Source organism: Streptomyces sp. NPDC018833 (assembly GCF_044390825.1).
GTDB lineage: Bacteria > Actinomycetota > Actinomycetes > Streptomycetales > Streptomycetaceae > Streptomyces.
This window is the reverse complement of sequence record NZ_JBIRZM010000002.1, coordinates 228849-255774: the sequence shown is the minus strand read 5'-3', so window position 1 is coordinate 255774 and position 26926 is coordinate 228849. Positions and strand designations below refer to the sequence as shown.

Annotated in this window: 23 protein-coding genes and 1 pseudogene; 14 read left to right on the top strand and 10 right to left on the bottom strand. The window is 71.5% G+C overall.

Annotated elements, in window-relative coordinates:
* Positions 1–203 precede the first annotated feature (203 nt).
* Positions 204–2093: an HSP90 family protein gene (locus ACH5AF_RS05110; RefSeq protein ID WP_398900028.1), complete on the top strand. Its 1890-nt coding sequence runs from the start codon at positions 204–206 to the stop codon at positions 2091–2093.
* Positions 2090–5161, top strand: a complete 3072-nt coding sequence (locus ACH5AF_RS05105; protein WP_398900027.1) for a tetratricopeptide repeat protein — start codon at positions 2090–2092, stop codon at positions 5159–5161. The genes ACH5AF_RS05110 and ACH5AF_RS05105 overlap by 4 nt, the downstream gene beginning before the upstream one ends.
* Before the next feature lie 63 nt (positions 5162–5224).
* On the opposite strand, the gene ACH5AF_RS05100 is transcribed toward ACH5AF_RS05105, so the two are convergent.
* Positions 5225–5452 (bottom strand): neutral/alkaline non-lysosomal ceramidase C-terminal domain-containing protein, encoded by a 228-nt coding sequence (locus tag ACH5AF_RS05100; RefSeq protein WP_398900026.1) that lies wholly within the window; start codon positions 5450–5452, stop codon positions 5225–5227.
* A gap of 40 nt (positions 5453–5492) precedes the next feature.
* Here ACH5AF_RS05100 and ACH5AF_RS05095 point away from each other — a divergent pair, with 40 nt between their 5' ends.
* The 6 genes from ACH5AF_RS05095 (at position 5493) to ACH5AF_RS05070 (ending at position 9489) form a co-directional block, all read left to right on the top strand.
* Positions 5493–6104, top strand: coding sequence for a helix-turn-helix transcriptional regulator (locus ACH5AF_RS05095; RefSeq protein ID WP_398900025.1), 612 nt, complete (start codon positions 5493–5495; stop codon positions 6102–6104).
* Positions 6105–6133: 29 nt separating this feature from the next.
* Positions 6134–6589: a hypothetical protein gene (locus ACH5AF_RS05090; RefSeq protein WP_398900024.1), complete on the top strand. Its 456-nt coding sequence runs from the start codon at positions 6134–6136 to the stop codon at positions 6587–6589.
* Between the two features lie 115 nt (positions 6590–6704).
* A complete protein-coding gene (locus ACH5AF_RS05085; RefSeq protein ID WP_398900023.1) occupies positions 6705–7112 on the top strand; it encodes a phage holin family protein in 408 nt (135 codons plus the stop codon).
* Complete coding sequence (locus ACH5AF_RS05080) at positions 7109–7483, top strand: DUF3618 domain-containing protein (protein ID WP_398900022.1); 375 nt, start codon at positions 7109–7111, stop codon at positions 7481–7483. Before ACH5AF_RS05085 ends, ACH5AF_RS05080 begins: the two co-directional genes overlap by 4 nt.
* Positions 7480–8625, top strand: a complete 1146-nt coding sequence (locus ACH5AF_RS05075) for a YihY/virulence factor BrkB family protein (RefSeq protein WP_398900021.1) — start codon at positions 7480–7482, stop codon at positions 8623–8625. The genes ACH5AF_RS05080 and ACH5AF_RS05075 overlap by 4 nt, the downstream gene beginning before the upstream one ends.
* A 51-nt stretch (positions 8626–8676) precedes the next feature.
* Positions 8677–9489 carry an SDR family oxidoreductase gene (locus tag ACH5AF_RS05070; RefSeq protein ID WP_398900020.1) on the top strand — a complete coding sequence of 271 codons (813 nt, stop codon included), beginning with the start codon at positions 8677–8679 and terminating at the stop codon, positions 9487–9489.
* Positions 9490–9506: 17 nt separating this feature from the next.
* On the opposite strand, the gene ACH5AF_RS05065 is transcribed toward ACH5AF_RS05070, so the two are convergent.
* Positions 9507–11354: a SpoIIE family protein phosphatase gene (locus ACH5AF_RS05065; RefSeq protein ID WP_398900442.1), complete on the bottom strand. Its 1848-nt coding sequence runs from the start codon at positions 11352–11354 to the stop codon at positions 9507–9509.
* A 583-nt stretch (positions 11355–11937) separates the two neighbouring features.
* Entirely contained in the window at positions 11938–12123 is a 186-nt protein-coding gene (locus tag ACH5AF_RS05060) for a hypothetical protein (protein WP_398900019.1), read from the bottom strand.
* A 110-nt stretch (positions 12124–12233) separates the two neighbouring features.
* Between ACH5AF_RS05060 and ACH5AF_RS05055 the strand changes: the two genes are divergently transcribed.
* The 3 genes from ACH5AF_RS05055 (at position 12234) to ACH5AF_RS05045 (ending at position 15711) form a co-directional block, all read left to right on the top strand.
* Positions 12234–12362, top strand: coding sequence for a hypothetical protein (locus ACH5AF_RS05055; RefSeq protein WP_398900017.1), 129 nt, complete (start codon positions 12234–12236; stop codon positions 12360–12362).
* 15 nt (positions 12363–12377) lie between these two features.
* Positions 12378–13184: a PP2C family protein-serine/threonine phosphatase gene (locus tag ACH5AF_RS05050; protein WP_398900016.1), complete on the top strand. Its 807-nt coding sequence runs from the start codon at positions 12378–12380 to the stop codon at positions 13182–13184.
* Between the two features lie 289 nt (positions 13185–13473).
* Complete coding sequence (locus ACH5AF_RS05045; protein WP_398900015.1) at positions 13474–15711, top strand: SpoIIE family protein phosphatase; 2238 nt, start codon at positions 13474–13476, stop codon at positions 15709–15711.
* 26 nt (positions 15712–15737) lie between these two features.
* On the opposite strand, the gene ACH5AF_RS05040 is transcribed toward ACH5AF_RS05045, so the two are convergent.
* The 3 genes from ACH5AF_RS05040 to ACH5AF_RS05030 all read right to left on the bottom strand — a co-directional run bounded on the left by ACH5AF_RS05040 (position 15738) and on the right by ACH5AF_RS05030 (position 17496).
* Entirely contained in the window at positions 15738–16427 is a 690-nt protein-coding gene (locus ACH5AF_RS05040; protein ID WP_398900014.1) for a pyridoxamine 5'-phosphate oxidase family protein, read from the bottom strand.
* 454 nt (positions 16428–16881) lie between these two features.
* Complete coding sequence (locus ACH5AF_RS05035; protein WP_398900013.1) at positions 16882–17145, bottom strand: hypothetical protein; 264 nt, start codon at positions 17143–17145, stop codon at positions 16882–16884.
* A 204-nt stretch (positions 17146–17349) separates the two neighbouring features.
* The gene (locus ACH5AF_RS05030) at positions 17350–17496 is read right to left on the bottom strand and encodes a hypothetical protein (RefSeq protein ID WP_398900011.1); all 147 of its coding nucleotides are present in this window, start codon (positions 17494–17496) and stop codon (positions 17350–17352) included.
* A gap of 200 nt (positions 17497–17696) precedes the next feature.
* Here ACH5AF_RS05030 and ctaD point away from each other — a divergent pair, with 200 nt between their 5' ends.
* Positions 17697–19421 carry a cytochrome c oxidase subunit I gene (gene ctaD / locus ACH5AF_RS05025; protein WP_398900010.1) on the top strand — a complete coding sequence of 575 codons (1725 nt, stop codon included), beginning with the start codon at positions 17697–17699 and terminating at the stop codon, positions 19419–19421.
* A 101-nt stretch (positions 19422–19522) separates the two neighbouring features.
* The gene (locus ACH5AF_RS05020) at positions 19523–21436 is read left to right on the top strand and encodes a glycoside hydrolase family 15 protein (protein WP_398900008.1); all 1914 of its coding nucleotides are present in this window, start codon (positions 19523–19525) and stop codon (positions 21434–21436) included.
* 50 nt (positions 21437–21486) lie between these two features.
* On the opposite strand, the gene lpdA is transcribed toward ACH5AF_RS05020, so the two are convergent.
* The 4 genes and pseudogenes from lpdA to ACH5AF_RS05000 form a co-directional block, all read right to left on the bottom strand.
* Positions 21487–22887 carry a dihydrolipoyl dehydrogenase gene (gene lpdA, locus ACH5AF_RS05015; protein ID WP_398900006.1) on the bottom strand — a complete coding sequence of 467 codons (1401 nt, stop codon included), beginning with the start codon at positions 22885–22887 and terminating at the stop codon, positions 21487–21489.
* A 193-nt stretch (positions 22888–23080) separates the two neighbouring features.
* Positions 23081–23599: a hypothetical protein gene (locus tag ACH5AF_RS05010; protein WP_398900441.1), complete on the bottom strand. Its 519-nt coding sequence runs from the start codon at positions 23597–23599 to the stop codon at positions 23081–23083.
* A 261-nt stretch (positions 23600–23860) separates the two neighbouring features.
* Positions 23861–24181 (bottom strand): annotated as a pseudogene (locus tag ACH5AF_RS05005) (SulP family inorganic anion transporter); the annotation flags it as partial.
* 216 nt (positions 24182–24397) lie between these two features.
* Positions 24398–24994: a carbonic anhydrase gene (locus ACH5AF_RS05000; protein WP_398900005.1), complete on the bottom strand. Its 597-nt coding sequence runs from the start codon at positions 24992–24994 to the stop codon at positions 24398–24400.
* A gap of 414 nt (positions 24995–25408) precedes the next feature.
* On the opposite strand from ACH5AF_RS05000, the gene ACH5AF_RS04995 reads away from it, so the two are divergent.
* Positions 25409–26872, top strand: coding sequence for an amino acid permease (locus tag ACH5AF_RS04995; protein WP_398900003.1), 1464 nt, complete (start codon positions 25409–25411; stop codon positions 26870–26872).
* Positions 26873–26926: the final 54 nt, after the last annotated feature.

Sequence of the window (26926 nt, the reverse complement as noted above, 5' to 3'; positions counted from 1 at the left end):
GGCCGGGCCCATCGCGATTCGTGAGGGGGGGACCCCGCGATCGCCCGACCCCGCACCCACGGCGACCGTCCGGAGCCGTGCGGTCGCCCCTCGCGCCTATGAACATGCACCCGTCCGAATCCGCCTCCGCCGCAATTCCCTCCGGATCCGCCGCACCTTCGCCCGGATCCGCGACCACCCCGCCCCATGCGCCCACGGCGCCCGTGTCCGCGACCACCCCGCCCCATGCGCCCACGGCGCCCGTATCCGCGACCGCCGCGCCGTCGGTCAACTCCTTCCAGGTCGACCTGCGCGGCCTCGTCGACCTGCTCTCCCACCACCTCTACTCCAGCCCCCGCGTCTACGTCCGCGAACTGCTGCAGAACGCCGTGGACGCCGTCACCGCCCGCCTCGCCCACGACCCCGGCGCGCCGCAGCGGATCCGCCTCACCGCCACCGGCGACGCCGTCGTCATGCAGGACTCCGGCATCGGTCTCACCTCCGACGAGGTGCACACCCTGCTCGCCACCATCGGCCGCAGCTCCAAGCGCGACGGCCTGGAGAACGCACGGCAGGAGTTCCTCGGCCAGTTCGGCATCGGCCTGCTCGCCTGCTTCGTCGTCGCCCGGCAGATCCGCGTCGTCTCCCGCTCCGCCCGCAGGCCCGGCGAGCCGCCCGTCGAATGGCTCGCCACCGACGACGGCTCGTACACCGTGCGCACTCTCCCGCACGACGCGCACCCCGAGCCCGGCACCACCGTCCGGCTGGAGCCGCGCCCCGGCGCCGAGGAGTGGACCGACCCCGACCGCGTGCTCGAACTGGCGCGGGACTTCGGCTCGCTGCTGCCCCACGACGTGATGTTCACCGGCCCCGACGCCACGGACCGGCCCGTCACCGAACGGCCCGCGGCCTGGGACCGCCACCACCCCACGCCGACCGCACGCCGCGTCGCGCTCGCCGGGCACTGCTCCCGCGTCTTCGGCTTCAGCCCGCTGGACTCCATCGACCTCGACCTGCCGGTCGCCGGCGTACGGGGCGTCGCCTACGTGCTGCCCGCCGCCACCAGCCCCGCGCACCGCGCCGTCCACCGGGTCTACCTCAAGGGCATGCTGCTCACCGACCGGGCGGACAACCTCCTGCCCGACTGGGCGTTCTTCGTCCGCGTCGTCCTCGACACCGACACCCTGCGCCCCACGGCGTCCCGGGAGAACCTGTACGACGACGAGACCCTCGCCGCCGTGCGCGAGGCGCTCGGCGTCCGGATCCGCCAGTGGCTCGCCGAGCTCGCCGCGGGCGAGCCCGACCGGCTCGCGTCCTTCCTGGCCGTGCACCACCTGGGCGTCAAGTCGATGGCACGCCACGACGCGGACCTGTTCGCCCTGATGCTGCCCTGGCTGCCGTTCGAGACGACAGACGGGCAGGCCACCCTCGACGAGTTCGTCAGCGCCCACCCGCACGTCCACTTCACCCGTACCGTCGAGGAGTTCCGCCAGGTCTCGCCCATCGCCGCGGCCCACGGCCTCGGCGTGGTCAACGGCGGATACACCTACGACGCCGACCTGATCGCGCTTCTCCCGCAGGTCAGGCAGGGCGTCACCGTCAGCGAGCTCGACGCGGGCGCCGTCACCGCGCAGCTCGACCCGGTCGAGCCGCGGCAGGAGCTCGCCCTCGCCGGCTTCCTCGCCACGGCCAGGACCCGGCTCGACGCCCTCGGCTGCGACGTCACCCTGCGCGCATTCCAGCCCGTGACCGTACCGGCCCTCTTCCTCGACGACCGCCAGGCCCGCCACGAGCGGGACCGCGCAGCCGCCGAAGAAGGCGCGGACGCCCTGTGGAGCGACATCCTCGGCGCACTGCGCGGCTCCGCGCCGCGCGCACGCCTCGTCCTCAACCACAACAATCCCCTCGTCCGCCGGATCGCCGCCATCACCGACGGCGAACTCGCCGGAACCGCTGTCGAGTCGCTCTACGGGCAGGCCCTCCTCATGGCCCAGCGCCCACTGCGCCCCGCCGACAGCTCACTGCTCAACCGCGCTTTCCTCGGCCTCCTCGAGTGGGCCACGCACCCCGTCACCGCCCGGCAGACCGACACGTCCGAGGAGGGCGACAAGTGACCACTCACCCGAGCGTTGAGGAGATCCAGCGGGCCCTGTGGGAGAACGAGTCCGCGCCCAACGGCCTCCTGCGCAACGCACGCGCCGAGGAGCTCGTCGCGGCGGCCGATTCCACCGGCGAGGGCAATGTGATCCGCAGGGCCCTGTTCGGCCTGATCAAGGCGTACGAGTACAGCACCGAGCGCGGCAAGATGATGGTCCCCTTCGCGCGCCTCCTCCAGGAGTGGGACCGCGACCCCGCCGCCTTCGGCGCGCACGACACCCACACCTTCCACTGGATGTTCAAGTGGGTCAGCTCCGGCATGCTGACGCTCCCTGAGATGCCGCTCGCGACCATGGAGCAGTGGCTCGCCGAGATGGAGCACCGCTACCGCATCGCCGGGTTCAGCGAACGGGCCGTGCGCCAGGCCGAGTTCGAGCTCGCCAACGACACGGGCGACACCGGGCGCGCCGCCCGCGCGTTCGCCGCGTGGACCGCGGCCGACCGCGACCGGATGGCCAACTGCCACGCCTGCGAACTGAACGATCAGGGCCAGTACTGGCTCGACCAGGGCCAGGACGACAAGGCCCTGCACACCTGGGAGCCCGTCCTCGGCGGCCACTCCAGCTGCATGGAGGAGCCGCACCGCGTCCTCGCCAAGTCCCTCCTGCCCCTGGTGCGCACGGGCCGTATCGACCAGGCCCGCGCCAACCACCTGCGCGGATACCGCATGGCGCGGGGCAACGAGAGCCTCCTGCCCTCGATCGGCCAGCACATCGAGTTCTGCGCTCTCACCGGCAACGAGGGTCGCGGCCTCGAACTGCTCGCCGAGCACGCCGCCCACCTCACCTCCGACGGCAACCCGTGGGCTCGCCAGCAGCTGTTCACCGGCGTGCTCGTCCTGCTGCGCCGGCTGCTGCAGCTCGGCCTGGCGGACGAACCGGCTGTCGCGTACGAGGGAGCCGGGCGCACCGTAGCCGAACTGCACGACCTCCTGGACGCCCAGACCCGGGCCATCGCGGACCGCTTCGACGCGCGCAACGGCAGCGATGTCGTCTCGCGCCGGCTCGCCGAGCGGCTGGAGCGCGAGCCGCTCACCGATCGTCTGGCCCTGGGGGTGCGGACCGCACACCTCACGCAGGCCGCACCCGCCACGCCCGGGTCCGTGACCGCTGCCCCGGCCCGGCCCGCGGCCGACGCCCGCCCCGACCAGACCGTGGCCGAACTGGCCGCGGAGGCACGGGCGCTGAGGGAGCAGGGCCACCCCCGGGCGGCGTTCCTGTGGGACCGTGTCGAGGCGCTTGTCTCCGGCAGTGAGGACGTTCCCGATCCGCTGCTCGCGGCCGAACTGCAGGAGCACCAGGCCCTCAGTGTGGCGCGCAGGGGCGACGCGCCCATGGCTCGGGGGCTGTTCGAGCAGGTCGTCGCGGCCTACCGCGCGGTAGGCGACCCCAGCCGCGCCGCTCTCAACGAGCTGCGCGTGCTCTACGCGGCGGTCCAGGGCGACGCGTCACCCGAGGAGGTGCGTGAACTTCTCGCGACAGCCGAGGCATCGGCGCACGCACTGGATCCGGCCGATCCGACCAGACGGCGGCGCATCGCATCGGTCGCGCTGACGGGCGTCAAGCTGGAGCCCGTCCTCACCCACGGCGAGAGTGGCGGCGGCGCGGGACACGAGGAGCAGCACGACCTCGAACACCACCACGGTCGCGAGCACCTCGACGCCGGCCTGGCCGCCTTCGTCGCGGATTTCGGCGGCGGCGCGGGTGACGGCGCGGCGGGCGTGGACGACCTGGTGGCCGAGGCCGAGGAGGCCCGGGCCGAACAGGCGTGGCGCAGCGGGGACGCGGCCGGGGCCGATGCCCTGTTCGCCTCGGCGGCGCAGCGCTGCCTCGACGCGGGCCGCCCCTGGGACGCGGCGGAGCCCCTGGCCCGCCGCGCCTCCCTCCTGCTCCTCCTGGGGCACCCCGAGCAGGCGGAGAAGAGCGCCCGGGCCGCACTGGAGCACAGCGCCGAGCTCGTCGCGCCGGAGGAGCTGGGCAGGATTCGGCTCACCCTGGCGGAGGTTCTCCAGCAGATCGACGGCAAGGGGGACGAGGCGGCCGCGCATGCCCTTGAGGCGTCGCACTGGTTCGACGCCGCCGGCGACACCGCGGTCGCGGGTGCGTACGCGCGGCATGTCCTCGCCCAGGCGTACGCCGCCTCGGGCCGCGCGGCCGAGGCGGCCGAGGTGCTGGAGTCAGCCCTGCCCGACCTGGTGCGGCTCGGCGACGACCAGGCGGTGCAGTCCCGCGACGTGCTCGCCCGCAGTCTGCGCGCGCTCGGCGACCACCGGGCCGCAGCCGAGCAGTATCTGCTCGCTGCCGACGTGGCCAAGGGCTGGGACGACGACCGTCCGCACGCCCAACTGGCCACGCTGGCCGCCGAGTGCCTGTCGGGCGCGGGACTGCTCGACGAGGCGTCGGCCGCCTACCACCGCGCCGTCGGTCTGTGGCAGGCCGTCGGCGAACCGGGCGCGTGCGCGCGGGTCCTGCGGTCCTTGGCCTGGCTGGAGGTCCGGCAGGGCAGGGCGGACGGCGCACGGGACCTGATGGCGCGCGCACTGGAGGCGGTCGACGGCGACGACCCGAGCACCGACCTCCTTGTGGAGCGTGCACGGACCTGGGCGCAGACGGCCGAACTGCTCCTGGAGCCGCTCTACGAGGACGAGGACGAGGACGACGACGCAGACGAGGGCCACGACGCGGACGAGGGCCACGACGCGGACGCGGACGACGCGGTTCAGGAGCCGGCGGGCCCGTCCGACACCGGACACGTCTCCGCCGCGGACCGGGTCCGCGGCGAGGCCGTGGAGCTGCTGGACAAGGCGGCTGCCGCCTACGCGGCTCTCGGCCCCGTCGTCCTGGACGAGCGCATCCGCTGCGTGGTCCGCACGGCCTGGACCGAGCGCGAACTGCACCGCACCGACGAGGCCGTTGCCCGGGTACGCGCCCTGCTCGCGGAGGTGTCGTCTTCGGACACCGACGAAGCCCGATCCGCGCTGCCGGGGCTGGAGCGGACCTTGGAGCAGCTCACCGCGGCGGACTGACACCGAAGGGGGCACCGGCCGGACCGGCCGGTGCCCCCTTCGTCCTCCTTGGCCGTGCCCGTGTCAGCGGACCGTGAACGGCTTCGTCACGCCGGTGAACGCCGTGACCTTGTCGAACAGGCTCTTCCAGTCGCCGTGGTGCAAGATCCGGTAGGTCCCGGCCGCAGTCCCGGCCGCCGGCCTCCAGGTGATCACTGCCTTCGAGGTGCCGGTCACCCCGTTGATCCGCACCCAGCGGTAGGTGGTGTCCCAGTCGCCGTCGTCCCGCACGCGGTCCCACTGCCCGTCCACCAGCCGCTGGACCTCGAGGAACGACCCGCCGCGGCGGAGGTTGTTCTTCGGAGCCCTCCTCGACGCAGCCCACGCACAGGGACGCGAACGCCACGACCTGGTGCAGGGCCTGGAGGTGTCCGTCGCCCGCAGCCTGCCCCATGTCCCGCCGCTCGCGCAGCAGGCGCTCGCCCTCGGCATGAGCGAGCGCACCCTGCGCCGCCGCCTGGCCGAGCACGGCACCTCCTACGAGTCGCTCGTCGACTCCGTACGCCTCGTCCGCGCCGAGGAACTGATCACGGCGAGCGATCTCCCACTGCACAACATCGCGGGCCTGCTCGGCTTCAGCGACGCCCGGACACTGCGCCGCGCCGTGGCCCGCTGGTTCGGCACCAGCCCCTCCGCGCTGTGCGGCGCCCGCACCCGGACCGGGCCCGTCATGACCGACGCGGCCGGTGCGCCCGCAGGTATTCCACCGCGTACGACATCGCCGTCGTCCCCCGCTCCGGAGCTGGGCCGTACGCGCCCCGTTCGCTCAGCGCGTCCACCGCACATCTCCACGGCGGAACGAGCGGCCCCACGGCCGGCACCCGATACGCAGAATCGGCTGATCCTTCGCATACCGTATGAACCGCTTGCGCTCGCCCCAGGGCGCGGAGCGCACCGCCGGTGAACAGCAGCGAGCGTGGGGAGCGGGCGAACATGAGCACAGGCCGTCACAGCGTGGACCACGACGGACCGGATCCGCAGCACCAGCGCCCGCCGGGCGTCTGCGACACCACAGTGGAGGCACTCGGAATCCTGTCGAAGTCGCTGGAGACCACGGAACGGGCCCGCGGCCACCTCTACGCGTTCCACCAGCTGACCGGCCGTGCCGACCTCGGCCTCGACGACGCCGTACGGCTGCTCCGCGAGGCCGGGCACCATCGGGAGGCCGACCTGGTCGAGCGGGAGATCCTGGGCCGCAACGTGATCCCCGGACACTGGACGTACCAGATCGTCGAGGCCTACAACGCCACCTACTACCGTCCGTTCGCCGCCGTCGAACTCGAGGTGCGCGACCGGCTCGCGGCTGGCCGGGACCATCTGTACGAGGCCGAGATGAAAGAACGCCGCCGTACCCGGCACCACCCCGACCACACCGCCCTGCCCGACTGACGGGCGGCGGCCTCCCGGCGTGACCGGCACGGCGTGCGTGGCGCCCTCCTTCCTGGGTACCCGGGGGTATGCCCAGTGCAGAGGACGGGCCACGACACGGAAGGCGGTGAAGACCGTGAGTCAGATCCATCGGACCAGAGCCGACGAGCCGATAGGCGCCCTGGTCTCCGACGCGTCCCAGCAGATCTCGCAACTGGTGCGCGCCGAGATGCGTCTCGCGCAGGCGGAGATGACCGAGAAGGGCAAGCGCCTCGGCGTGGGCGGCGGGCTCTTCGGCGGTGCCGGCCTCTTCGCCGTCCTGGGCCTCCAGGCCCTGAGCGCGACGGCGATCATCGCACTGGCGCTGGTCCTGCCCTGGTGGGCAGCCGCGCTGATCGTCACCGGTCTTCTCTTCCTCGTCGCCGCGGTACTGGCCGTCGCGGGGAGGAAGAACGTCAAGCGGGCCACCCCGCCCGCACCGCGGCAGACGATCGACAGCGTCAGGGCCGACATGGAGGAGATCAAGGAAAGGGCACACCGATGAGCGGCACTCCCGTCCCCGACAACACGGGCAGGCCCGGGCTGCAGGAGCTCCGGGCCCAGGTAGAGCATTCCCGCGAGGAACTCGGCCGGACCGTCGAAGAACTGGCCGCAAGGACGGACATGAAGGCGCGGGCCAAGAGGACCGCGACGGCTGCCAGGGAACAGATGGCGGTGAAGACCGGCCACGCGAAGGAGCAGGTGGCGGCGAAGACGGAGCATGCCAGGGAACAGATGGCGGTGAAGACCGGCCACGCGAAGGAGCAGGTCAGCGCCACCGTGGGCACGCCGCGTGGCAAAGCGGCCTCACTCGCAGCAGGGGCGGCCGTGGTCCTGTTGCTGATGATGCTGGCACGGCGCAGGAGGCACGGATGACGTCCCGCCGGGCCCGCCGTACTCATGCACCGGAGGGCGCACACCCGGCCCCCGCCGCACCGCGCGGCGGCGGGGGGCGTGCCGGGCGCGCCGGCCACGGCACCCGCGCCGACGACAGCGCGCGCTCCGGCCACGACCCCCGCCCGGGGCGCGACACGCTCCCGGCGGCGGACGATCGACGGGACAGCGGGCCGGGCGTTCCCGGCAGCCCCGCGGAGCTGCCGAAGAAGTCCTGGGGACAGGTGCTGCGCCGGACCGTCAAGGAGTTCAAGGACGACGAACTCGCCGACCGCGCCGCCGCGCTGACCTACTACGGCGTGCTCGCCCTCTTTCCCGCCCTGCTCGTCCTCGTGTCCCTGCTCGGGATCGCCGGAGCGGACACTACCCAGAGGGTCGTGGACAACCTCCAGCAACTGGCCCCCGGGGCGGCCCGCGACGTGATCACCAATGCGGTCACACAGCTTCAGGACAGTGCCGGCACCGGATCGGTCCTGGCCGTCGTCGGTCTCCTCGGAGCGCTCTGGTCGGCCTCCGGCTATGTGGCGGCCTTCATCCGCTCCTCCAACGCGGTCTACGACATGCCCGAGGGCCGGCCGGCCTGGAAGATCCTGCCCGTGCGCCTGGCAGTGACCGTCGCGCTGATGATCCTGGCGAGCGCCAGTGCGCTGATCGTGGTCGTCAGTGGTGGCATCGCCCGGCAGGTGGGAACGGCGTTCGGCCTCGGTGACACCGCCATGACCGTGTGGTCGATCGCGAAATGGCCGGTTCTCGTGGTCCTGGTGAGCCTGCTGATCGCCCTGCTGTACTGGGCCGCGCCCAACGCGCGGGGCCGCGGCTTCTCCTGGGTCACACCGGGTAGTCTCCTCGCCGTGGTGATCTGGCTGCTCGCCTCGGCGGGCTTCGCCCTCTACGTCGCCCACTTCGGCTCGTACAACAAGACGTACGGCACCCTCGCGGGAGTGATCGTCTTCCTGGTGTGGCTGTGGATCACCAACCTCGCCATTCTGCTGGGCCTGGAATTCGACGCCGAGATGAGCCGGCAACGGGCCGTCGCGGGCGGGCATCCGGTGGCCGAGGAGCCGTACGTAGAGCCGCGCGACACGCGCAAGTGGAGCGACGAGGAGCGACGGCGCGCGACCTGAGCCGTCCCGCTGCCCTGCCCGCCACGGCCGTCGATCAGCGACGGAGGAGCCATGAGCACCCACCAGGAACGTCAGCCCGCCCCGGTCGCCGTCGTGACGGGCGCTGACTCCGGTATCGGCCGTGCCACCGCTGTCCGTCTCGCCGCGGCGGGCATGGACATCGGCATCACCTTCCACACCGACCGCGAGGGCGGGGAGGCGACGGCGGACGAGGTACGCGCCCACGGCCGCAAGGCGGCCGTGGCACAGATGGACCTGACCCGACTCCCCGACGCCGCCGGGGTGGTGGACGACCTGGCCGACCAACTCGGCCGCATCGACGTGCTGGTCAACAACGCGGGAACAGGAACCGCCGTCCCCTTCCTGGAACTCGACCTGGAGACCGTGCGCCAGGTCGTCGACGTCGACCTCGTCGGCCCCTTGCTGTGCAGCCAGCGGGCCGCACGCCGGATGATCGCCCAGGGCGGCGGCGGCCGGATCGTGAACGTCACCTCCGTCCACGAGCACCAGCCCCGCGTGGGAGCCGCGCCCTACTGCGCGGCCAAGGGCGGTCTCGGCCTGCTGACCCAGGTCATGGCGCTCGAACTTGCCGAGCACGGCATCACGGTGAACGCCGTCGCTCCCGGCGAGATCGCGACACCCATGACCGGCCAGGAGGACGCCGACGTGCACCGTGCCGAGCGCCCCGGCATCCCGCTGCGCCGCCCGGGCGACGCCCGCGAGGTGGCCGCGGTCATCGCGTTCCTCGCCGGCGCGGACGCCACGTACGTCACCGGAGCGTCGTGGGCTGTCGACGGCGGCATGCTCCGCATGGGACCGATGGCGGGCTCCCACCTGCGGGAGGACGACTGGCGGCGGCCGTAGCCGATCGCCTGGACACATCAGGCCTGCCGTCGGGTCTCCCGGACCTCTTCGTCGGCGTTCCGGACGGGTGTGTACTCGACACGGGAACCGGGAGCAGCCCGGTCGTCGGCGGCCGGATTGTGCGCCGCGTGCGGGGGCTGCGGTTCCTCGTCGTCAACGCCCTCTCCCGCGGCGGGCAGACGCAGGGCGAGCAGGGCGACGTCGTCGCCGCTCGGGTCGATCCGGGAGAGCAACTCGTCGCAGAAGTTCTCCACCTCACGGCGCGACAGCGCGGAGGCGTGCCGTCGCAGCAGCGCGAGCCCGCTGTCGATGGGCTGTGAGCGGCTCTCGACCAGCCCGTCGGTGTACAGCAGCAGCGTGGATCTCGGCGGCAACTCCACCCGGGCGTCGGGCCAGTTCAGGCCGAGATGCATGGCGGAACTCATCCCCAGCAGGGGCCCGTGCCCCTCCTCCAGGAAACGGGCATGACCGTCGTCGGTCACCAACAACGGAGGCGGATGGCCCGCGTTGACCCAGTGCATCTGCCAGGGCCCTCCCGGTGGGCCCTCGATGCGGGCGAAGATCGCGGTCGCCATCGGGGCGTCACTGGTGTGCGTCATGGCCTCGTCGAGGCGGCGCATGATGAGACTCGGCGGCTCCTGCCGGTCCCACGCCAGCGCCCGCAGCATGTTGCGGACCTCGGCCATGTGCGCGGCCGCCTTGAGATCGTGCCCGGCGACGTCCCCGATGACCATGGTGGTGACCCCGTCGGCGAGGAGGAAGGAGTCGTACCAGTCGCCGCCGATCTCCGCTGCCCTCTGGGCGGGCCAGTAACGGGCGGCCATCAGCAGCCGGTTGATCTGCGGCAGTGGGGTGAGCAGCTGACGCTGCATGGTCTCGGCGACATGGCGCTGCTGGTCGAACAGCAGGGCGTTGTCCATGACCAGCCCGGCCCGGCGGCCGATATCGGCCAGCACCAGCAGATCCGCCTCGGTGTACGCCGGAGAGCCGGCCGTACGCGCGACGGTGAGCGCGCCGTAGACCTTGCGGCGCGTGTACAGCGGCACCACGACGGCCGAGTGCCCGCCGAGGCGGTCGAACAGCTCCCGGTGGGCCTGCGCGAACGGAGAATCCGGTTGACCGGCCAGGTCTGCGGCATCCAGCAGAACGTTCTCCGCATGGCGCAGGACCCGCGACAGCACCCCGGCGGACCTCGCGGGCAGCGGCGGCAGCGGCCCCTCCAGCGACTGCGCGGCCCCGGGGTCGTGCCAGCTGTGGACGGCCAGGCGCTGCACCTCCTGGGTCCCTTCCGGCTGGATCAGATCCGCGGCGGCCCAGTCACCGAGTTCGGGCACCAGCAGCCGCACGAGCCGCCGCAGCATCTCGGGGATGTCCAGGGTGGAGACGAGAACGGTGGAGATGCCTGCCACGGTGCTCAGCCGACCGGTCAGCTCCTCCAGCGCCGCCAGATGGGCGGCGGTCCGTTCGGCGGCCTCGCGGTGCAGGGTGAAGTCGTGAAAGACGATCACGGCACCGACCACGCGGTCGTCCTGCACCAGCGCCGTGGCCGCCCAGATGACCGGTGTCACGGTGCCGTCCGCCCGCAGGTAGTAGTCGCTGCTCCCCTCGGCGGGCCGCCCGTCGGCCAGCACGTCGAGAATCTGGCACTCCTTACGGGGGACGGGCCTGCCGTCCGCGTCGCGGTGGAGCAGGTCGTGCAGATCGTGCCCTCGCGTCTCGTCCTCTGACCGACCCAGGATCCGCTGCGCCCAGGGATTGGCCGCCGTGACGCGGCCCTCGGCATCCGTGACGTAGATCCCCGCGCCCAGGGCGTCGAACACGGCCTTGAGGAACGAGGGCGCCGGGAGCCGGTCCGGGCTGCTCATCGCCCTGCCGGAGCCGTCGGCGGGTGTGGTTGCACGCTTCACCGCTTTCCGGGCCACCCGTGGCCCCGGGCGGCTTGCAGGCTGACGCTTCCATGCTTCCCCGGGGCCACGGGTTGTGCATGTGCAGGGCCAGCGTCCGGGGGGCCCGCGCATACGAGTACGGGCCTGTGGCGGGTGGCACCCGGGAGGCTCCGGCCGGCCGGGCCGGATGGAGCCGGTACGGCTTCGGGGCGCCCTACCCGGGCCGGTCTGGCAGCGTCCCGGAGCCAGGCCGGGCTCCGGTATGTCCGGGACAGGGCGCAGCTCGGCGGCGGCGGTCCCCGCGGCGGACCGGGCCTCGGCCAGGGCCGTGTATGCCGCCTGGCGCAGCGCGAGGCGCTGCCCGGTGGGCTCGCCGGGAGCGGCGAACTCCGCCTCGTCCCGGCGGCAGCGCCCGACCCGGAGCGGTCGCCGCAGGAGCAGCGCCTCGTCGGCGCGGTCGAGAGCGGCGGTGAGCTGCCGCCGGGCCGCCTCTGCCCCCGGTCGTCCCACCTCGGCGAGGGCATCGGCCAGGGCGTCGAGGACGCCTGCCACCGCCTCCCGTTCACCCCGCAGCGGCCCCGCCGTCGAACGCCCGCGCGACGGCGGCACGAGACGGAGGAACAGCAGCCAGCCCGATGGCGGGCAGCGGCCCACAGGCGACCGCGCCGCGCGCGACGGCGGCCCGCGGTGTGGGCAGCCGTTGCCGCTGGAAGAGATGGGCGATCCAGGGAGGAGTGTCGAACTGCATGGGCCTCGTTCGAAGGTGCGGGAGTGGCCCGTGGGGCGGCGTCGGCCGCCGGAGTCCCATGAGCGAAGGCGCGGGACACGCCCGTGCGGCTGCGGGTGGGTTGCCGTCGCGTGAACCGTCACCCTCACCGATACCGTCTCACCGTCACCGATACCGTCATCACCATCACCATCACCATCGCGTCGGCAGAAGGCTGCCGCGAGCAGGTCGGCACGGGTGCCGTCGCGCCCACGGCGTGACAGGATCCCTGATCGATGAAGGACTTGGCGTGCTGTGTGCGATGCGGCGGAACGGTGGCCCCTGACGGCTGGTGCTGGGACTGCGGAGCGGCGCAGCCGGCGTACCACGCGCATGTGGAGATCACGGCGGGCGGCCGCGCGGCAGGAGTCAGCGACCGGGGCAGGCGCCGCGCCGTCAACGCGGATGCGATGGCTCTGGCCACCGTCGGCACATGGACGGTCGCCGCCGTGTGCGACGGAGTGTCCATGTCGCCGATGGCGGAGCGCGCTGCCCGGCTGGGGGCCCGGACAGGAGTGGCCGTACTGGCCGCACGGCTGCGCGCGGGCGCCGTGCCGGAAACCGCGCTCGCCGATGCCGCCCTGCGGGCATTTCACGCCGTCGCGGCGCTGGCCGCGTCGCCGGACGCCGCCCCCGCGTGCACATTCGTGGCGGCCGTCGCGGACGCCGCCGGCGTCTGGAGCGCCGGGGTCGGCGACAGCCGTGCCTACTGGCTGCCCGACGAGGGGCCGGGAGTATTGCTCACCGAGGACGACACCGGCGAACACGAGGTGATCACCTCGTGGCTGGGGGCCGGCGCCGACGAACCCTCACCGCAGGTCCGTAGCAGGCGACCGCGCGCACCGGGCCGCCTGCTGCTGTGCACCGACGGCCTGTGGCGCTGCCTGCCCGGTGCGGATGACCTGCGGGCGGTGCTCGCCCGCCGCCCGCAGGCGACGGGCGGGGGCAACGAGCTGCTGCAGGAAGCCCGTTCGCTGGTCGGACACGCCCTCGACGCGGGCGGCGACGACAACATCACGGCTCTCCTCATCCGACACGCCTGAGAGCCGGGGGCGCGCACCGACCGCACTCTCCCGCGGCACACCATCGTCGGGCCGCGCAGCGCCACCGCCGGTGCCACCGGTCCCCGGCGCGCCCCTCAGCCCTCGCGGCGGCGAGCCATCGCGAAGACGAACACCGAACAGCACCAGCTCCCGGGGCGCCGCGAGGGACCCGCCCCGTGCGCCTGGCCACTGGTTGAGCCTCCCTGGGTGGGGGGAGCATGCTGGGATCAGAGCCGTGAACGGTCCGCGGTTCGGCGGTCCGAGCGGCGCAGGACGAAGTGGTGGGCCCATGGGCATCCGCATGAGCGGACGGCCGGGCGCGAACGACGGAGTGCCCCGGCCACCGGCGGTGACCGGAACGCCTCCGGCACCACCGGCAGGATCCGGCTCGCCCCCTCCGTCCCCCTCCCGTGCACCGGGGCGCGCCGACCAGCCCGCACACAACGGAAGCAAGACGCGGGACGGCCGGGCCCTGTCCGAACTGCCGGGCTGGATCCTGGAGCAGCTTCCGGTGCCGGTGGCGTTCTTCGACCGCCGAAGGCGCCTCGTCTCGGTCAACACGGCCGCCAGGGCCTCGATCGACAGATCCGGTGAGGAGCTGCGCGGGCTGTTGCCCGGAGAGATCGCGCCGGGCGTGCTGCTGGAGGGCGCCGAGGGCCTCGATGCGGCTGTCGCGGAGGTGCTGGGGACCGGTGAGCCAAGGACGTACGAGACGCGCCTGCTGCCCGGGGACGGTGAACACGCGTGGGTGGCCGTGCTCTCCCCGGTGAAGGACAGCACGGGCGCCGTGCAGGGCGTCTGCGTGGTGACCATCGACACCACCGAGCAGTTCTGGGCGCGCCGCCGCATGGCCGTGCTGAACGAGGCGAGCATGCGCATCGGCAGCACGCTGGACCTGCGCCGCACCGCCGAGGAATTGGTCGAGCTGGCCACCGAGAGCTTCGCCGACTTCGCCACCGTGGACCTGCTGGCGGGTGTCATGGAGGGCGAGGAGGCGAGGCCGGCCACGGGCGGCGACGCCCTCGTCTTCCGCCGCGTGGCCCAGGGCTCGGTCCTGGAGGGCTGCCCCGAGTCGGTCGTGCCGCTGGGGGAGCGCCATACCTGCGCCCGCGACTCGGCACTCGGCCGCGCCCTGGTGGAGGGCGAGGCGGCACGGTACGTGATCGACGAAGACGCCCGGCGGCGGTGGTGGGCGGTCGATCCCGCACAGGCCCGGAGCATGCGTACCCACGGGATCCACTCGATGGTGGTGGCCCCGCTCAAGGCGCGCGGCGCCACCCTGGGCATCGCGATCTTCTGCCGCCACCGGACCGCCGAACCCTTCGACGACAGCGATCTCCTGCTCGCGGGCGAACTCGTCTCCCGTGCCGCGGTCTGTGTGGACAACGCCCGCCGCTACACCCGCGAGCACGCCACCGCCCTGGCGCTCCACCGCAGTCTGCTGCCCCGCCGGACGGCACGGCAGCACGCCGTGGAGGTCGCATCGCGCTATCTCCCGAGCGCGACAGGGGCGGGCATCGGCGGCGACTGGTTCGACGTCGTCCCGCTGTCGGGTGCCCGGGTCGCCCTGGTGGTGGGCGATGTCGTCGGCCACGGAGTCCAGGCGTCGGCCACCATGGGCCGCCTGCGCACCGCCGTACGCACCCTCGCCGACGTGGACCTGGCGCCGGACGAACTGCTCACCCAGCTCGACGACCTCGTCCTCAAGCTGGATCGCGAGGAGGCGCAGGACAGCGGAAGCACATCGTCCGTCGTCGGGGCGACATGTCTGTACGCGGCGTACGACCCCGTCTCGGGGCGGTGTTCGATGGCCAGGGCCGGGCACCCCGAACCCGTACTCGTCCGCCCCGACGGCTCCGCCGTGCTCCTCGATGTGCCGGCCGGACCGCCTCTCGGCGTGGGCGGCCTGCCGTTCGAGGCGGTCGAATTCGAGATCCCCGAGGGCAGCCTCCTGGCCCTGTACACCAACGGTCTCATCGAACTGCCCGGCCGCGACATCGATGCCGCGCTCGACGTCCTGCGCGACACCCTCGCCCACCCCGAGCCGTCCTTGGAGGACACCTGCGACACCGTCGTACGGGCCCTTCTGAGCGACCGGCGTCCCGACGACGACGTCGCACTCCTCCTGGCCCGCACCCGCCGGCTGGGCCCGGCCCACTACGCCAGCTGGGACCTGCCCGCCGACCCGGCCGTCGTCGCCGCGGCCCGCAAGTACGCCTCCGCGCAACTGGAGACATGGGGCTTCGGCGACGCCGTCTTCACGACCGAACTGATCGTGAGCGAACTCGTCACCAATGCCATCCGCTACGGCGGCGGTCCCATCCAGCTGCACCTGATCCGGGACACGGCGCTCGTGTGCGAGGTGTCCGACGGCAGCAGTACCGCGCCGCATCTGCGCCGCGCCCGGATCCTGGAGGAGGGCGGCCGCGGGCTCATGCTGGTCGCGAGCGTCACCGAATGCTGGGGCACCCGTTACGGCCCGACCGGCAAGACCATCTGGGCCGAGCAGCCCCTGCCGGAGACATGACCGCGGCGGCAGCCGTCAGGGAGTCGTCAGGGAGTCGTCCTCACTTGGTCCCGGGCGGGCCAGGCGCCGGAGTCGCGGGCGGGGCCGGGGACCGGGACCAGAGCGCAGTCCGGCGGCGCCGAGGGGCGCGGGGCGACGAAGTACTCGGCGTCCTTGGGGCGGTGGTCCGCGGAGAGCCGCGGGCGCTGGGCCGGTTCGAGGTGCGGGATGTGCTTCGAGCAGTGCACGTACGCCTCTTCCACCACGAGGTGCACCCACAGGTCGGGGCGGCGTCCGGGCGCCGTGTCGACAGGGAGGTGGGGATGGGCCCGCCGTTGCTCGTCGTCGGTGCGCAGCAGCGCCGTTCCGTTGACGTGCAGGCCGATGTGATGGTGGGTGAAGTCGATGAAGAGAAGCCCCAGATGAGGATTCTCGGTGATGTTCCCCGCGCTCGCGAGGACACCGTTTCCCCGGTACTCGGGGTAGGTCAGAGTCCGTTGGTCCAAGTCGACGACGAAACCCGGCGGGCCGGCCCGGAAGCTGGCGTCGCACTCCCCTCCGGCATCGGCCGTGGAGATGAAGACCATGCTCTGGAGTCGTATGAAGTCCCGCATCTGGGGCGTGAGCTGGGGCTGTACCTGACGGCCGTAGAATCCGGCGGCCCGTTCCGCGCTGCCGAGGTGGTTCTGCAGCAGACGCTCGCCGGCGGATCCGAAGGTGCCGCTGTGAGGTGTCACGGGGGGTCGTCCTCTTCCTGTGGGGCCGTTTGCAACCGGTGGTGCCTGTGCGTCGGGTCCCCTGTGGCAGGACCCGGCCTTGAGGGCCACTATGGTGCCCGGTCCGGGCTCTGGGAAGGCGTCGAAGCCGTCGTGCAGTTGTGAAGATCCACTGATCACGATGGCGCGGGAGCCGTTCAGCGGCCCGCCGATGACGAACGCACTGCTCGGCGAGCGTAGCTGGCCGGCGCCGCCACGTGTGCGGTCTGGCGCGAGCACCGCGTCCCCGCCGACCGCCGACCGCCGACGCCGACCGCGGACGGCGGACGGCGGACGGCGGACAGTGTGACGCCTGTGCGGCGGGTCGGCCGAGTTCGCGACAGGTGATGCCGCACGCTCCCGACCGGTCGACCCCGGAGACCGACCGGTGTACATCCGGGCGGCCCCGAACCGGGCGTGTGCCCGAGCCACCGCATCACCTCACGGCGGCCGCCTTGTGTTCGGGGACGTCGACGGCGACGGCCGTCGCGGGAGCGGTCGCCGCGAGCGCGTGGACCAGTGCAGCCGCCACCTCCGGACCGGGGGCGTGGAGAGGGCCGATGCGCGAGGTGCCGCTGCACGGACGGCCGGCAGCGAGCCCTCCGGCTCGCCCCCCGAGCCGCGCGGCGACGGCGGCGGGGACGGGGGCGGAAGACCGGCCACCCCATCCCGCCGGCCCCTCCCGCGGGGGGACGCACATCCGGCGTCGTCCCCCGGGGTGGGGGTGACGCCGCGGGCGCACAGTGGAGCGGTCAGGGGTTGCCGCATGCGCGGTCGCCGAGGATCTTTCTCCCAGTATCGCCGCGCCCCTCTCCGGGAGCTTCCCGAGCGCCCAGGGGACGCCCCGCCCGGCGGGGCGTCCCGTACGCCTGTATGCCTCGGCACGGTGCGGCTGCCCTGCCGTTCACCCGCTCCGCACGCGGCCGCGTGCGGAGCGCAGCACGTGGATCCGCTGGTGGATCGCCGCTGCGGCGCGGCTCACGAGGCCCGCATCCGAGGGGAGGGCCATCGGACGCGCCCAGCCGGTGCGCATCGTCGTCCTAGCGGTCATGTGCCGTGACTCCTCGACGGCGTGGATCCTGAAGGCGCCCTGCCCGAGGGCCCGGACCAGCGGCAGAACGGTCACTCTTACGCGCCGCCGTTTCCTCGGGCGTCACCCGGTGAGCAGGGGGTAGTCAGGAGACGGCACACCGGGGCCCGGCCACCGTCCGGTGGGCCGTGCTCTGCCGAGCCTGATACGGAAGGGTTTCCATGGCGACGCCGACCGAGCAGCCCGTCACACCGCTATCAGTTCCGCACCGCGGACGAGGCGCCGTGGTGATCTCCTGGATCACCACCACGGACCACAAGAAGGTCGGACACCTGTACCTGATCGCGTCGTTCCTCTTCTTTCTCGTCGGCGGTGTGATGGCGATGCTGCTCCGGGCGGAGTTGGCGCGGCCCGGCCTCCAGATCATCAGCAGCGAGCAGTACAACCAGATGTTCACGCTGCACGGCACGATCATGCTGCTGCTGTTCGCCACCCCGACGTTCGCCGGATTCGCCAACGCCGTCATGCCGTTGCAGATCGGCTCGCCGGACGTCGCGTTCCCCCGTCTCAACATGTTCTCCTTCTGGCTGTTCCTCTTCGGCGGCCTGATCGTGCTGGGCAGTCTGCTGACACCGCAGGGCGCGGCGGATTTCGGATGGACCGCGTACATCCCGCTCAGCGGAGGCGTACGCGCGCCGTTCGTGGGCGGAGACATGTGGATCATGGGGCTCGCGCTCGCCGGGTTCGGCACGATCCTCGGCGCGGTCAACTTCGTCACCACGATCATCTGCCTGCGGGGACCAGGCATGACCATGTTCCGGATGCCGATCTTCACCTGGAACGTGCTGTTCACCTCGGTGCTCGTCCTTATGGCGTTCCCGGTCCTGGCGGCCGCTCTGCTGGTCCTGGAGGCGGACCGCCGCTTCGGCGCGCAGGTGTTCAGTCCCGAGAACGGCGGCGCGCTGCTGTGGCAGCACCTGTTCTGGTTCTTCGGCCATCCGGAGGTCTACATCATCGCGCTGCCGTTCTTCGGCATCGTCACCGAGATCATCCCGGTGTTCTCGCGCAAGCCGATCTTCGGTTATGTCGGGCTCGTCGGCGCCACCATCGCCATCACCGGCCTGTCGGTGGTGGTGTGGGCCCACCACATGTTCGCGACGGGTGCCGTCCTGCTGCCGTTCTTCTCGTTCATGACCTTCCTGATCGCCGTGCCGACGGGGGTCAAGTTCTTCAACTGGATCGGCACGATGTGGACCGGGTCCCTGTCCTTCGAGACGCCGATGCTGTGGTCGATCGGCTTTCTCGTGACCTTCCTCTTCGGCGGTCTCACCGGCATCATCCTGGCGTCACCACCGATGGATTTCCACGTCACCGACACCTACTTCGTGGTGGCGCATTTCCACTACGTCGTCTTCGGCACGGTCGTGTTCGCGATGTTCGCCGGCTTCCACTTCTGGTGGCCGAAGATGACCGGCACCATGCTCGACGAACGCCTCGGCAAGATCCATTTCTGGACCCTGTTCGTCGGATTCCACACCACCTTCCTCGTCCAGCACTGGCTCGCCGCCGAAGGCATGCCCCGCCGCTACGCCGACTACCTCGCCGCCGACGGCTTCACCGCACTCAACACCCTGTCCTCGATCGGCGCCTTCCTGCTGGGCATCTCGACACTGCCGTTCCTCTACAACGTGTGGAAGACCGCCAAAATCGGCAAACGCATCGACGTCGACGACCCCTGGGGCTACGGGCGCTCCCTGGAGTGGGCCACCTCGTGCCCGCCGCCCCGCCACAACTTCGTCGCGCTGCCGAGGATCCGCTCCGAATCGCCCGCCTTCGACCTGCACCATCCCGCCCTCGCCCGGCTCGACGAGGCACGGTCACAAGGCCGCCGCGATGCGGTGGAAACGGGCAAGGGAATCGAAAAACCGGTGCAGGGCGAGGACTGACACGGCGCAGCCGACCGAGTGCCCGACGGGCGCGCTCGCCGCCGCCGACGCCCGGTCCTAGACTGAGACGCGGGTGTCCTGCGATGTGACGGGAGGCTCGTGTGGCTGCCGAGACTGCGAGTTGCCGCCCCAGCAGGGCGAACGCCCCGCGCTATGTCCCCATCGCCGAGCACGGTCTGATCGGCGACCTGCGCAGCAGCGCGCTCGTCGGCACGAACGGCACCATCGACTGGTACTGCTGTACCCGCTTCGACGCCCCCAGCGTCTTCGCGTCGATCCTCGATGCCGACCGCGGCGGCTCGTTCGCCCTCGCCCCTGACGTGCCGGTGCGCACGAAGCAGTTCTACTTCCCCGACACCAACATTCTGATCACCCGCTTCTACGCGGACGACGGCGTCGGCGAGGTCCAGGACTTCATGCCCGTCGTCGACGACTCGCGGGAGGCGGACCGGCACCGGCTGATCCGACGGGTGCTCTGCGTCCGCGGTTCGCTGCCGTTCACCGCAAGGGTCGCGCCCCGGTTCGACTACGGCAGGAGCGGTCACTCTGTGAGCACCCGCTGCGGCCAGACCGTCTTCGACTCGCCGGACCTCTCCCTGGCCCTGACGTCCACCGTGCCGGTCGAGGTCGACGGCCAAGACGCCTGCTGCTCGTTCAAACTCATCGAAGGCGAGACCGCCGTCTTCGCGCTCGACCGGATCGGCGGCGCCGTAGAGCCCCGGTCCTGCGCGCAGACCGAGGCGGAGGATCTGTTCGACGCCACCGTGCGGTACTGGCGCGGCTGGCTGTCCCGGTCGCGCTACCGTGGCCGCTGGCGGGAGATGGTGCACCGCTCCGCGCTCACCCTCAAGCTCCTCACCTACGCGCCGACCGGCGCGATCGTGGCGGCGCCCACGACCAGCCTGCCGGAACAGATCGGCGGCGAGCGCAACTGGGACTACCGTTACGTATGGGTCCGCGACGCCGCCTTCTGTATCTACGCACTCCTCAGGCTGGGCTTCACCGACGAGGCCGAGGCCTTCGTCAACTTCCTCTCCGAGAAGGCCGCCGCCCCGGGAGGCACGGAAGCCCCGGCAGGCACGGAAGCCCCGGCAGGCACGGGCGGCGCGAACGGCACGGGGGGCAAGGACGGCGCGGGAGGCGGCCGGTTGCAGATCATGTATGGCATCGACGGCCGGCGGGACCTTCCCGAGGAGGAGCTCACGCACCTCGAAGGCCACGTGGGCTCTGCTCCGGTCCGTATCGGCAACGACGCCGTCGGCCAGCTCCAACTGGACATTTACGGCGCCCTCATCGACTGCCTCTACCTCTACGACAAGTGGGGGCAGCCGTTGTCCAGCGCCCACTGGGACACCGTCGTGGACCTGGTCGACTGGGTCTGCGACAACTGGGACCAGCCGGACGAGGGCGTGTGGGAGACCCGCGGCGGCCGCAAGAAGTTCCTGTACTCGCAGCTGATGTGCTGGGTGGCGATCGAACGCGCGATGAGGATCGCGAGACGCCGCGGCCTGCCCGCGGACATGGCCCGCTGGGCGCAAGCCCGCGACACGATCTACCGGCGGATCATGGACCGCGGGTGGTCGGCACGACGGAACGCGTTCGTCCAGCACGAGGGCGAGGACGTCCTCGACGCGGCCGTCCTGATGATGCCGCTGGCCAAGTTCATCTCACCGACGGACCCCAAATGGCTGTCCACCCTCGATGCGCTGGGGGAGGGCCTGGTCTCCGACTCCCTGGTGTACCGCTACGACCCTCAGGCCAGCCCGGACGGACTGCGCGGGGAGGAGGGCACGTTCTCGATCTGCTCCTTCTGGTACGTCGAGGCGCTCGCCCGCGCCGGACGCCTGGACGAGGCCCGGCTCGCCTTCGAGAAGATGCTCACCTACGCCAACCACGTCGGTCTGTACGCCGAGGAGATCGGCCGGACCGGCGAACAGACCGGCAACTTCCCGCAGGCCTTCACGCATCTCGCGCTCATCAGCGCGGCGTTCAACCTCGACCGGGCCCTGGGCTGAGTCCTTCCCCGGTGGCGGACTTCCCCTGCCGGGCGCCTGGGGCTCGCCGCCTACATGTTGATCATGTGACCGGCCAGTCCGTGGACCGCTTCCTTCACCGCCTCTCCGAGGGTGGGGTGCGCGTGGACGTTGCGGGCCACTTCGTGCACCGTCAGGTCCCACTGCTGCGCCAGCGTCAGCTCCGGCAGCAGTTCGGTGACCTCCGGGCCGATGAGGTGGGCTCCCAGCAGTTCCCCGTGCCGGCCGTCGCTGAGGATCTTCACGAAGCCGGCGGGGTCGCCGAGTCCATGGGCCTTGCCGTTGGCGGTGAAGGGGAACTTCTGGACCTGTACGTCGAAGCCGCGCTCCCGCGCCTGCGCCTCCGTCCAGCCGAAGCTGGCGATCTGCGGCTGGCAGTAGGTGGCGCGGGGGATCATGATGTAGTCGAGCTCCATGGTCTCCGCGTCCGCAATGGTCTCGGCGGCCACGATGCCCATCGCCTCGGCCGCGTGCGCGAGCATCAGCTTCGCCGTCACATCACCGATCGCGAAGATGTGAGGGACGCTCGTGCGGCAGCGCGCGTCGACATCGACCGCCCCGCGATCGGTCAATCGCACACCGGTGCTCTCCAAGCCGTAACCGCTCACGCGCGGCTGGAAGCCGATGGCCTGGAGCACCTTGTCGGCTTCGAGGACCTGGCGCTGCCCGCCCGTCGTCACATGCACGCGCACCCGCGGGCCCGAGTCGTCGATCGCCTCGACACGCGTCGACGTCAGGACGTTGACCCCCAGCTTGCGGTACCGGCGCGCCAGTTCGGCGGAGACTTCCTCGTCCTCCAGCGGCACGACCCGGTCCAGGAACTCCACGAGCGTCACCTGCACGCCGTAGTTGTGCAGGACGTACGCGAACTCGACGCCGATCGCACCGGCGCCCGCGATGATGACACTGCCGGGCAACCGGTCACTGAGGATCTGTTCCTCGTACGTCACGACCCGCTCGCTCAGGCTCGTGCCGGGCAGCAGCCTCGTCGTGGCCCCGGTGGCGAGGATGCAGTGATCGAAATCGATGGTCTGCTCCGTGCCGTCGGCGGCCCGGACGCGCATCGTGTGCGCGTCGGTGAAGACCCCTGTCCCGTCGTACTCGGTGATGCCGTTCTTCTTCATCAGGTAGTGCACACCCTTGACGCGTCCGTCGGCAACCTTCCGGCTGCGCCGGAACGCTTCGGTGTAGTCGAAGTCGACCCGGCCCTCGACGCGGATCCCGAAGGTCTTCGCCTCATTGGTGAACAGATGGGCCAACTCGGCATTGCGCAGCAGCGCCTTGGAGGGAATGCACCCTACGTTCAGGCACACACCGCCCCAGTACCGCTCCTCGACCACTGCCACCGACATCCCCAGCTGGGCGCAGCGGACCGCCGCCGTGTAACCACCAGGACCGGCCCCGAGGACCACGACATCGAAGTGTGCACTCATGTGAGCACGATAGGGGGCGGGTGCCGTGAGCGGCATAATCGCCGTGCGGTATCAGCCAAATCCACCGGGAGGGCCGGACGTGGCGGACCGGATGCGGCGTGCCGGGTGGGGCCGCATGCGGGAGACCGTGCGGGCAGCGACCGGCGGACCCGGTCGGTGGAGGGTTCCGGCCGGAGGGCCGGAACCCCGTGGTTCATCTGCCGCAGCCGCGCGGGTGATGGATGTCGACCACGAAGCGCTCCGGCGAGTGGAGCGTGCGCGTCGTGTAGGAGGGCTTGGTGTTGAAGGCGGCTCCGAAGGTGACCACTCCTTCGTAGTCGCCGGTCAGCGCGATGCCCTTGAGGGTGGGCAGCGCGATCTTGGTGAGCCGCGGCCCCTTGTAGACGGACCTGCCCTTGTCGTCATGGGCGGCGGCGGGCGAGAGCCTGATCTCCAGGAAGTGCTTTCCGGCGAGCGGGACCTTCGTCCCCAGGCCGTCGTAGTGCAACGCCTTCACCGCTTGCACGGTGACCGGCGGCACCTTGCCGCGGATGTCGATGACGATTCTGTCGAACGTGCTGTGGCCGCCCCAGCGTGCGTTGGTGACCAGGGCGGTCGCCGGGGCCGAGGACGGTGCCGCGGACTGCGCGGCGGATGCGGGGATCGTGGCTCCGATCCCAGCGGTGAGAAGAATGCTCGCGGCGACCGCCGCGAGACGTGACTGGTGCTGCATGGTGTCCCCCATTTCTTCCTGTGCGGGGACTGCTGTGTCACTGAAGGAGACATGCCGCGAAAAGGAATGGTTGCAGCATTATCGCCCCATTCCTCGATGTTCAGCGATGCCGTCCGGCGCCCAGGCTCCACCGGGCAGGGGTGTCCCGCATCTGTCGCAGACATGGCATGGGCATGTAATCTCCGCGCTCGGTCTGTGGTGACCCCACCTCGCCCGCCCTGCGGCGTCGCCATGGGCGTGCCGTTGAAGGTGGCGGTCGCGTGTGACCACGATGCGGCCGCCGGTCAGACGCCGTGTGCCGAGGTGGACGTGCGAGGTCTCCCACGCGGACTTCACCACCGCGAGCAACAGGCCCAGTATCACGCCCTCGAAGAGATTCGTGACGACGACGGCCACGGCGGTCACCACCAGAAGGACCGCCTCGCTGCGGTGCGCGCCACAGCGGCAGGAGGTCCTTCACGGGGACGGCTTGCATCCGGCGTGCACCAGGACACCGGCGAGCACCGCCAGCGGGATGAGGCCGATGACGGCCGGGAGCAGGGCCGCGAACAGCAGCAGCCACAGACCGTGCGCGAAGGACGAGGACGGTCAGCCCGGCTGCCGGGCCGCTGAGCTGGCGGGAATTGCCGGGCAGCGCGCCGACGACGAGACCGCCCGGTCCGGCCCGCCGTGGCGGGCCGGTACGCGGAGCAGGTGGGGGAAACGATGCATGGCACGGCGGCCGGGGTGTGCGCCTCCATGCCGCGCCTGTGCAGGGGAGCCGAAGTCAGCGCCGGAGAAGTCCCGTTGGGCTGAGCGTCAGATCGCGTCGAACACGTCGGCGGTGCCGGGCCGGTGGACGCTCACGGTGCCGGTGTGCACCTCGTAGTACCAGCCGTGCAGGCTGAGGGAGCCGTTCTGGAGGCCATCCCGCACAGCGGGATGGCCGCGGAGTGTCTCCAGTTGCGCAAGCACATGCTGCTGCACGGCCGGGGCCAGGTCCGGGGAGCCTTCGGCGGAGCGCTGCACGCGTGTGGTGTGCTCCAGCCACTCCCGCACCGCGGGCATCGAGGACAGATCGTCGCCGCGGACCACGGCGCCCACCGCGCCGCAGTGGGAGTGCCCGCAGACGATGATGTCGCGGACGGAGAGCACACGCAGCGCGTATTCGATGGTGGCCGCCTCGCCGGCAGGCCGGCCCTGTGGCGGGTAGGGCGGAATGATGTTTCCCGCCGTGCGGAGTTCGAACAACTCGCCGGGGCGGGCGCCGGTGATCCACGCGGGGACGACGCGTGAGTCCGAGCAGGTGATGAAGAGGACCTCCGGCGCCTGACCGTCCGCGAAAGGCAGGAACGCCTGCGCGTTGCCGGCGACGTGCTCCGCGAAGGACCTGGCGTGGTCGATGAGCGACTGCATGATGGCCTGCCTCCTGCACCGCGGCGTGCGCCGGGGTGCGGTGTGGTCGGGTCAGATGGGCATGTTCTCGACTGGTCGACGCGTCGACAGGACGCCGGGGTGGGCGCCTGGCCTCGCGTCCCGATTTCCTCGCGGCAACCGCTGGGGGTTGGGGCGACCGCCGTCTGGGGTCCGATTCTGCTCGGCCGCCACTACCGGGACTTCACCATCGCATTACCTTGTGATGACAGATCACGAATACGCCAGGCCTCCCGGCCGCACGGCTCATTCTTCGCGCGGCCGGCGATGCGAAGGCGGCGTCCGGTCGAATCGACACCGGGCACGGCGGCACCAGCGCGGCCCCTTCCATCGGCGGGACGCCTCGGCCAACATGATCGGGCGTCAGCGATGCCGTCCGCAAAGAAGGTGACGCCCATGGCCGGGCACCGGATGGGACACGGCGTTCTGCGCCGCAAACCCATTGAGCAGATCGAAGAGCCCGACGTCCATCAACGGCTGACCCGGACCCTCGGGCTCTGGCAGCTCACCGCCATCGGCGTCGGCGGCATCATCGGTGCGGGCATCTTCAGCCTGGCCGGTGCCGTCGCCAACGGCACCGCCGGTCCGGCCGTGCTGGTCTCGTTCCTGATCGCGGGTGTCGCCAGCGCCGCGGCCGCCTTCTCGTACGCCGAGTTCGCGGGCATGATCCCGAAAGCGGGGTCGGCCTACACCTACGGCTACGCGGTCCTGGGGGAGTTGGCGGGCTGGTTCATCGGCTGGGACCTCCTGCTGGAGTACACGGCGATCGTGGCCGTCGTGGCGATCGGCATCTCCGGGTACTTCAACTTCCTCATCGAGTCGATGGGCGCCGAGGTGCCGGCCTGGATGTTGGGCGCGCCCGGCACCGGGGACGGGCACCAGGTCGACCTGTTCGCGGTGCTGCTCTGTCTGCTCATCGCCTACCTCCTCACGCTCGGCATCAAGAACGCGGCCCGCTTCGAGACGGGCGTCGTGGTGCTGAAGGTGCTCGTCGTCCTGCTGGTGATCGGCGTCGGAGTGGTGCACATCGACACCGGCAACTACGACCCGTTCTTCCCGTACGGTGTCGGCGGGGCGTTCACCGGAGCGGCGACGGTGTTCTTCGCGGTCTTCGGATACGACGCGATGTCGACGGCGGCCGAGGAGTCCAAGGACGCCCAGCGGCACATGCCGAAGGCGATCGTCTACTCGCTGGCCATCTCGATGGTGCTCTATGTGCTCGCCTGCCTCGTTCTGACGGGCATGCAGAATTACCGTGACATCGACAGGGAGAGCGGCTTCTCCACGGCCTTCCAGTCGGTGGGGCTCGCCGGGCTCGCCGACGTGATCGCGGTCGGGGCCATCATCGGCATCCTCACCGTCATGTTCACGTTCATGCTGGGCGTCACCCGCGTCTGGTTCTCCATGAGCCGGGACGGGCTGCTGCCGAAATGGTTCGCGAAGACGCACGAGACCCGCCATGTGCCCACCCGGGTGACGTGGATCGTCGGCTTCGCCTCGGCGGCCATCGCGGGCTTCCTGCCGATCGGCGAAGCCGCCGAACTCACCAACATCGGCATCCTGCTGGCCTTCGTGGTGGTGTGCATCGCCGTGATCGTGCTGCGCTACCGCCGGCCCGAGCTGCCGCGCACCTTCCGCTGCCCGGGAATGCCCGTGGTGCCCGCGCTGGGCGTGATCTTCTCGGTCTGGCTGATCACGTTCCTGCAGTGGCAGACCTGGGCACGGTTCGCGGTCTGGTTCCTGCTGGGGCTTGTCGTCTACTTCGCCTACTCCTACCGCCATTCGGAGCTGGCCAAGGCCGAGGCCGCGGCGGAGACGGAGGCCGGGCCGGGGGCGCCGCCGACGGCGCCCGGAAGCTGACAGGGGTCGCGAGCCGGCCGCCCCATCGGCCGGGTCCGCTCGCCGCAGTCCACC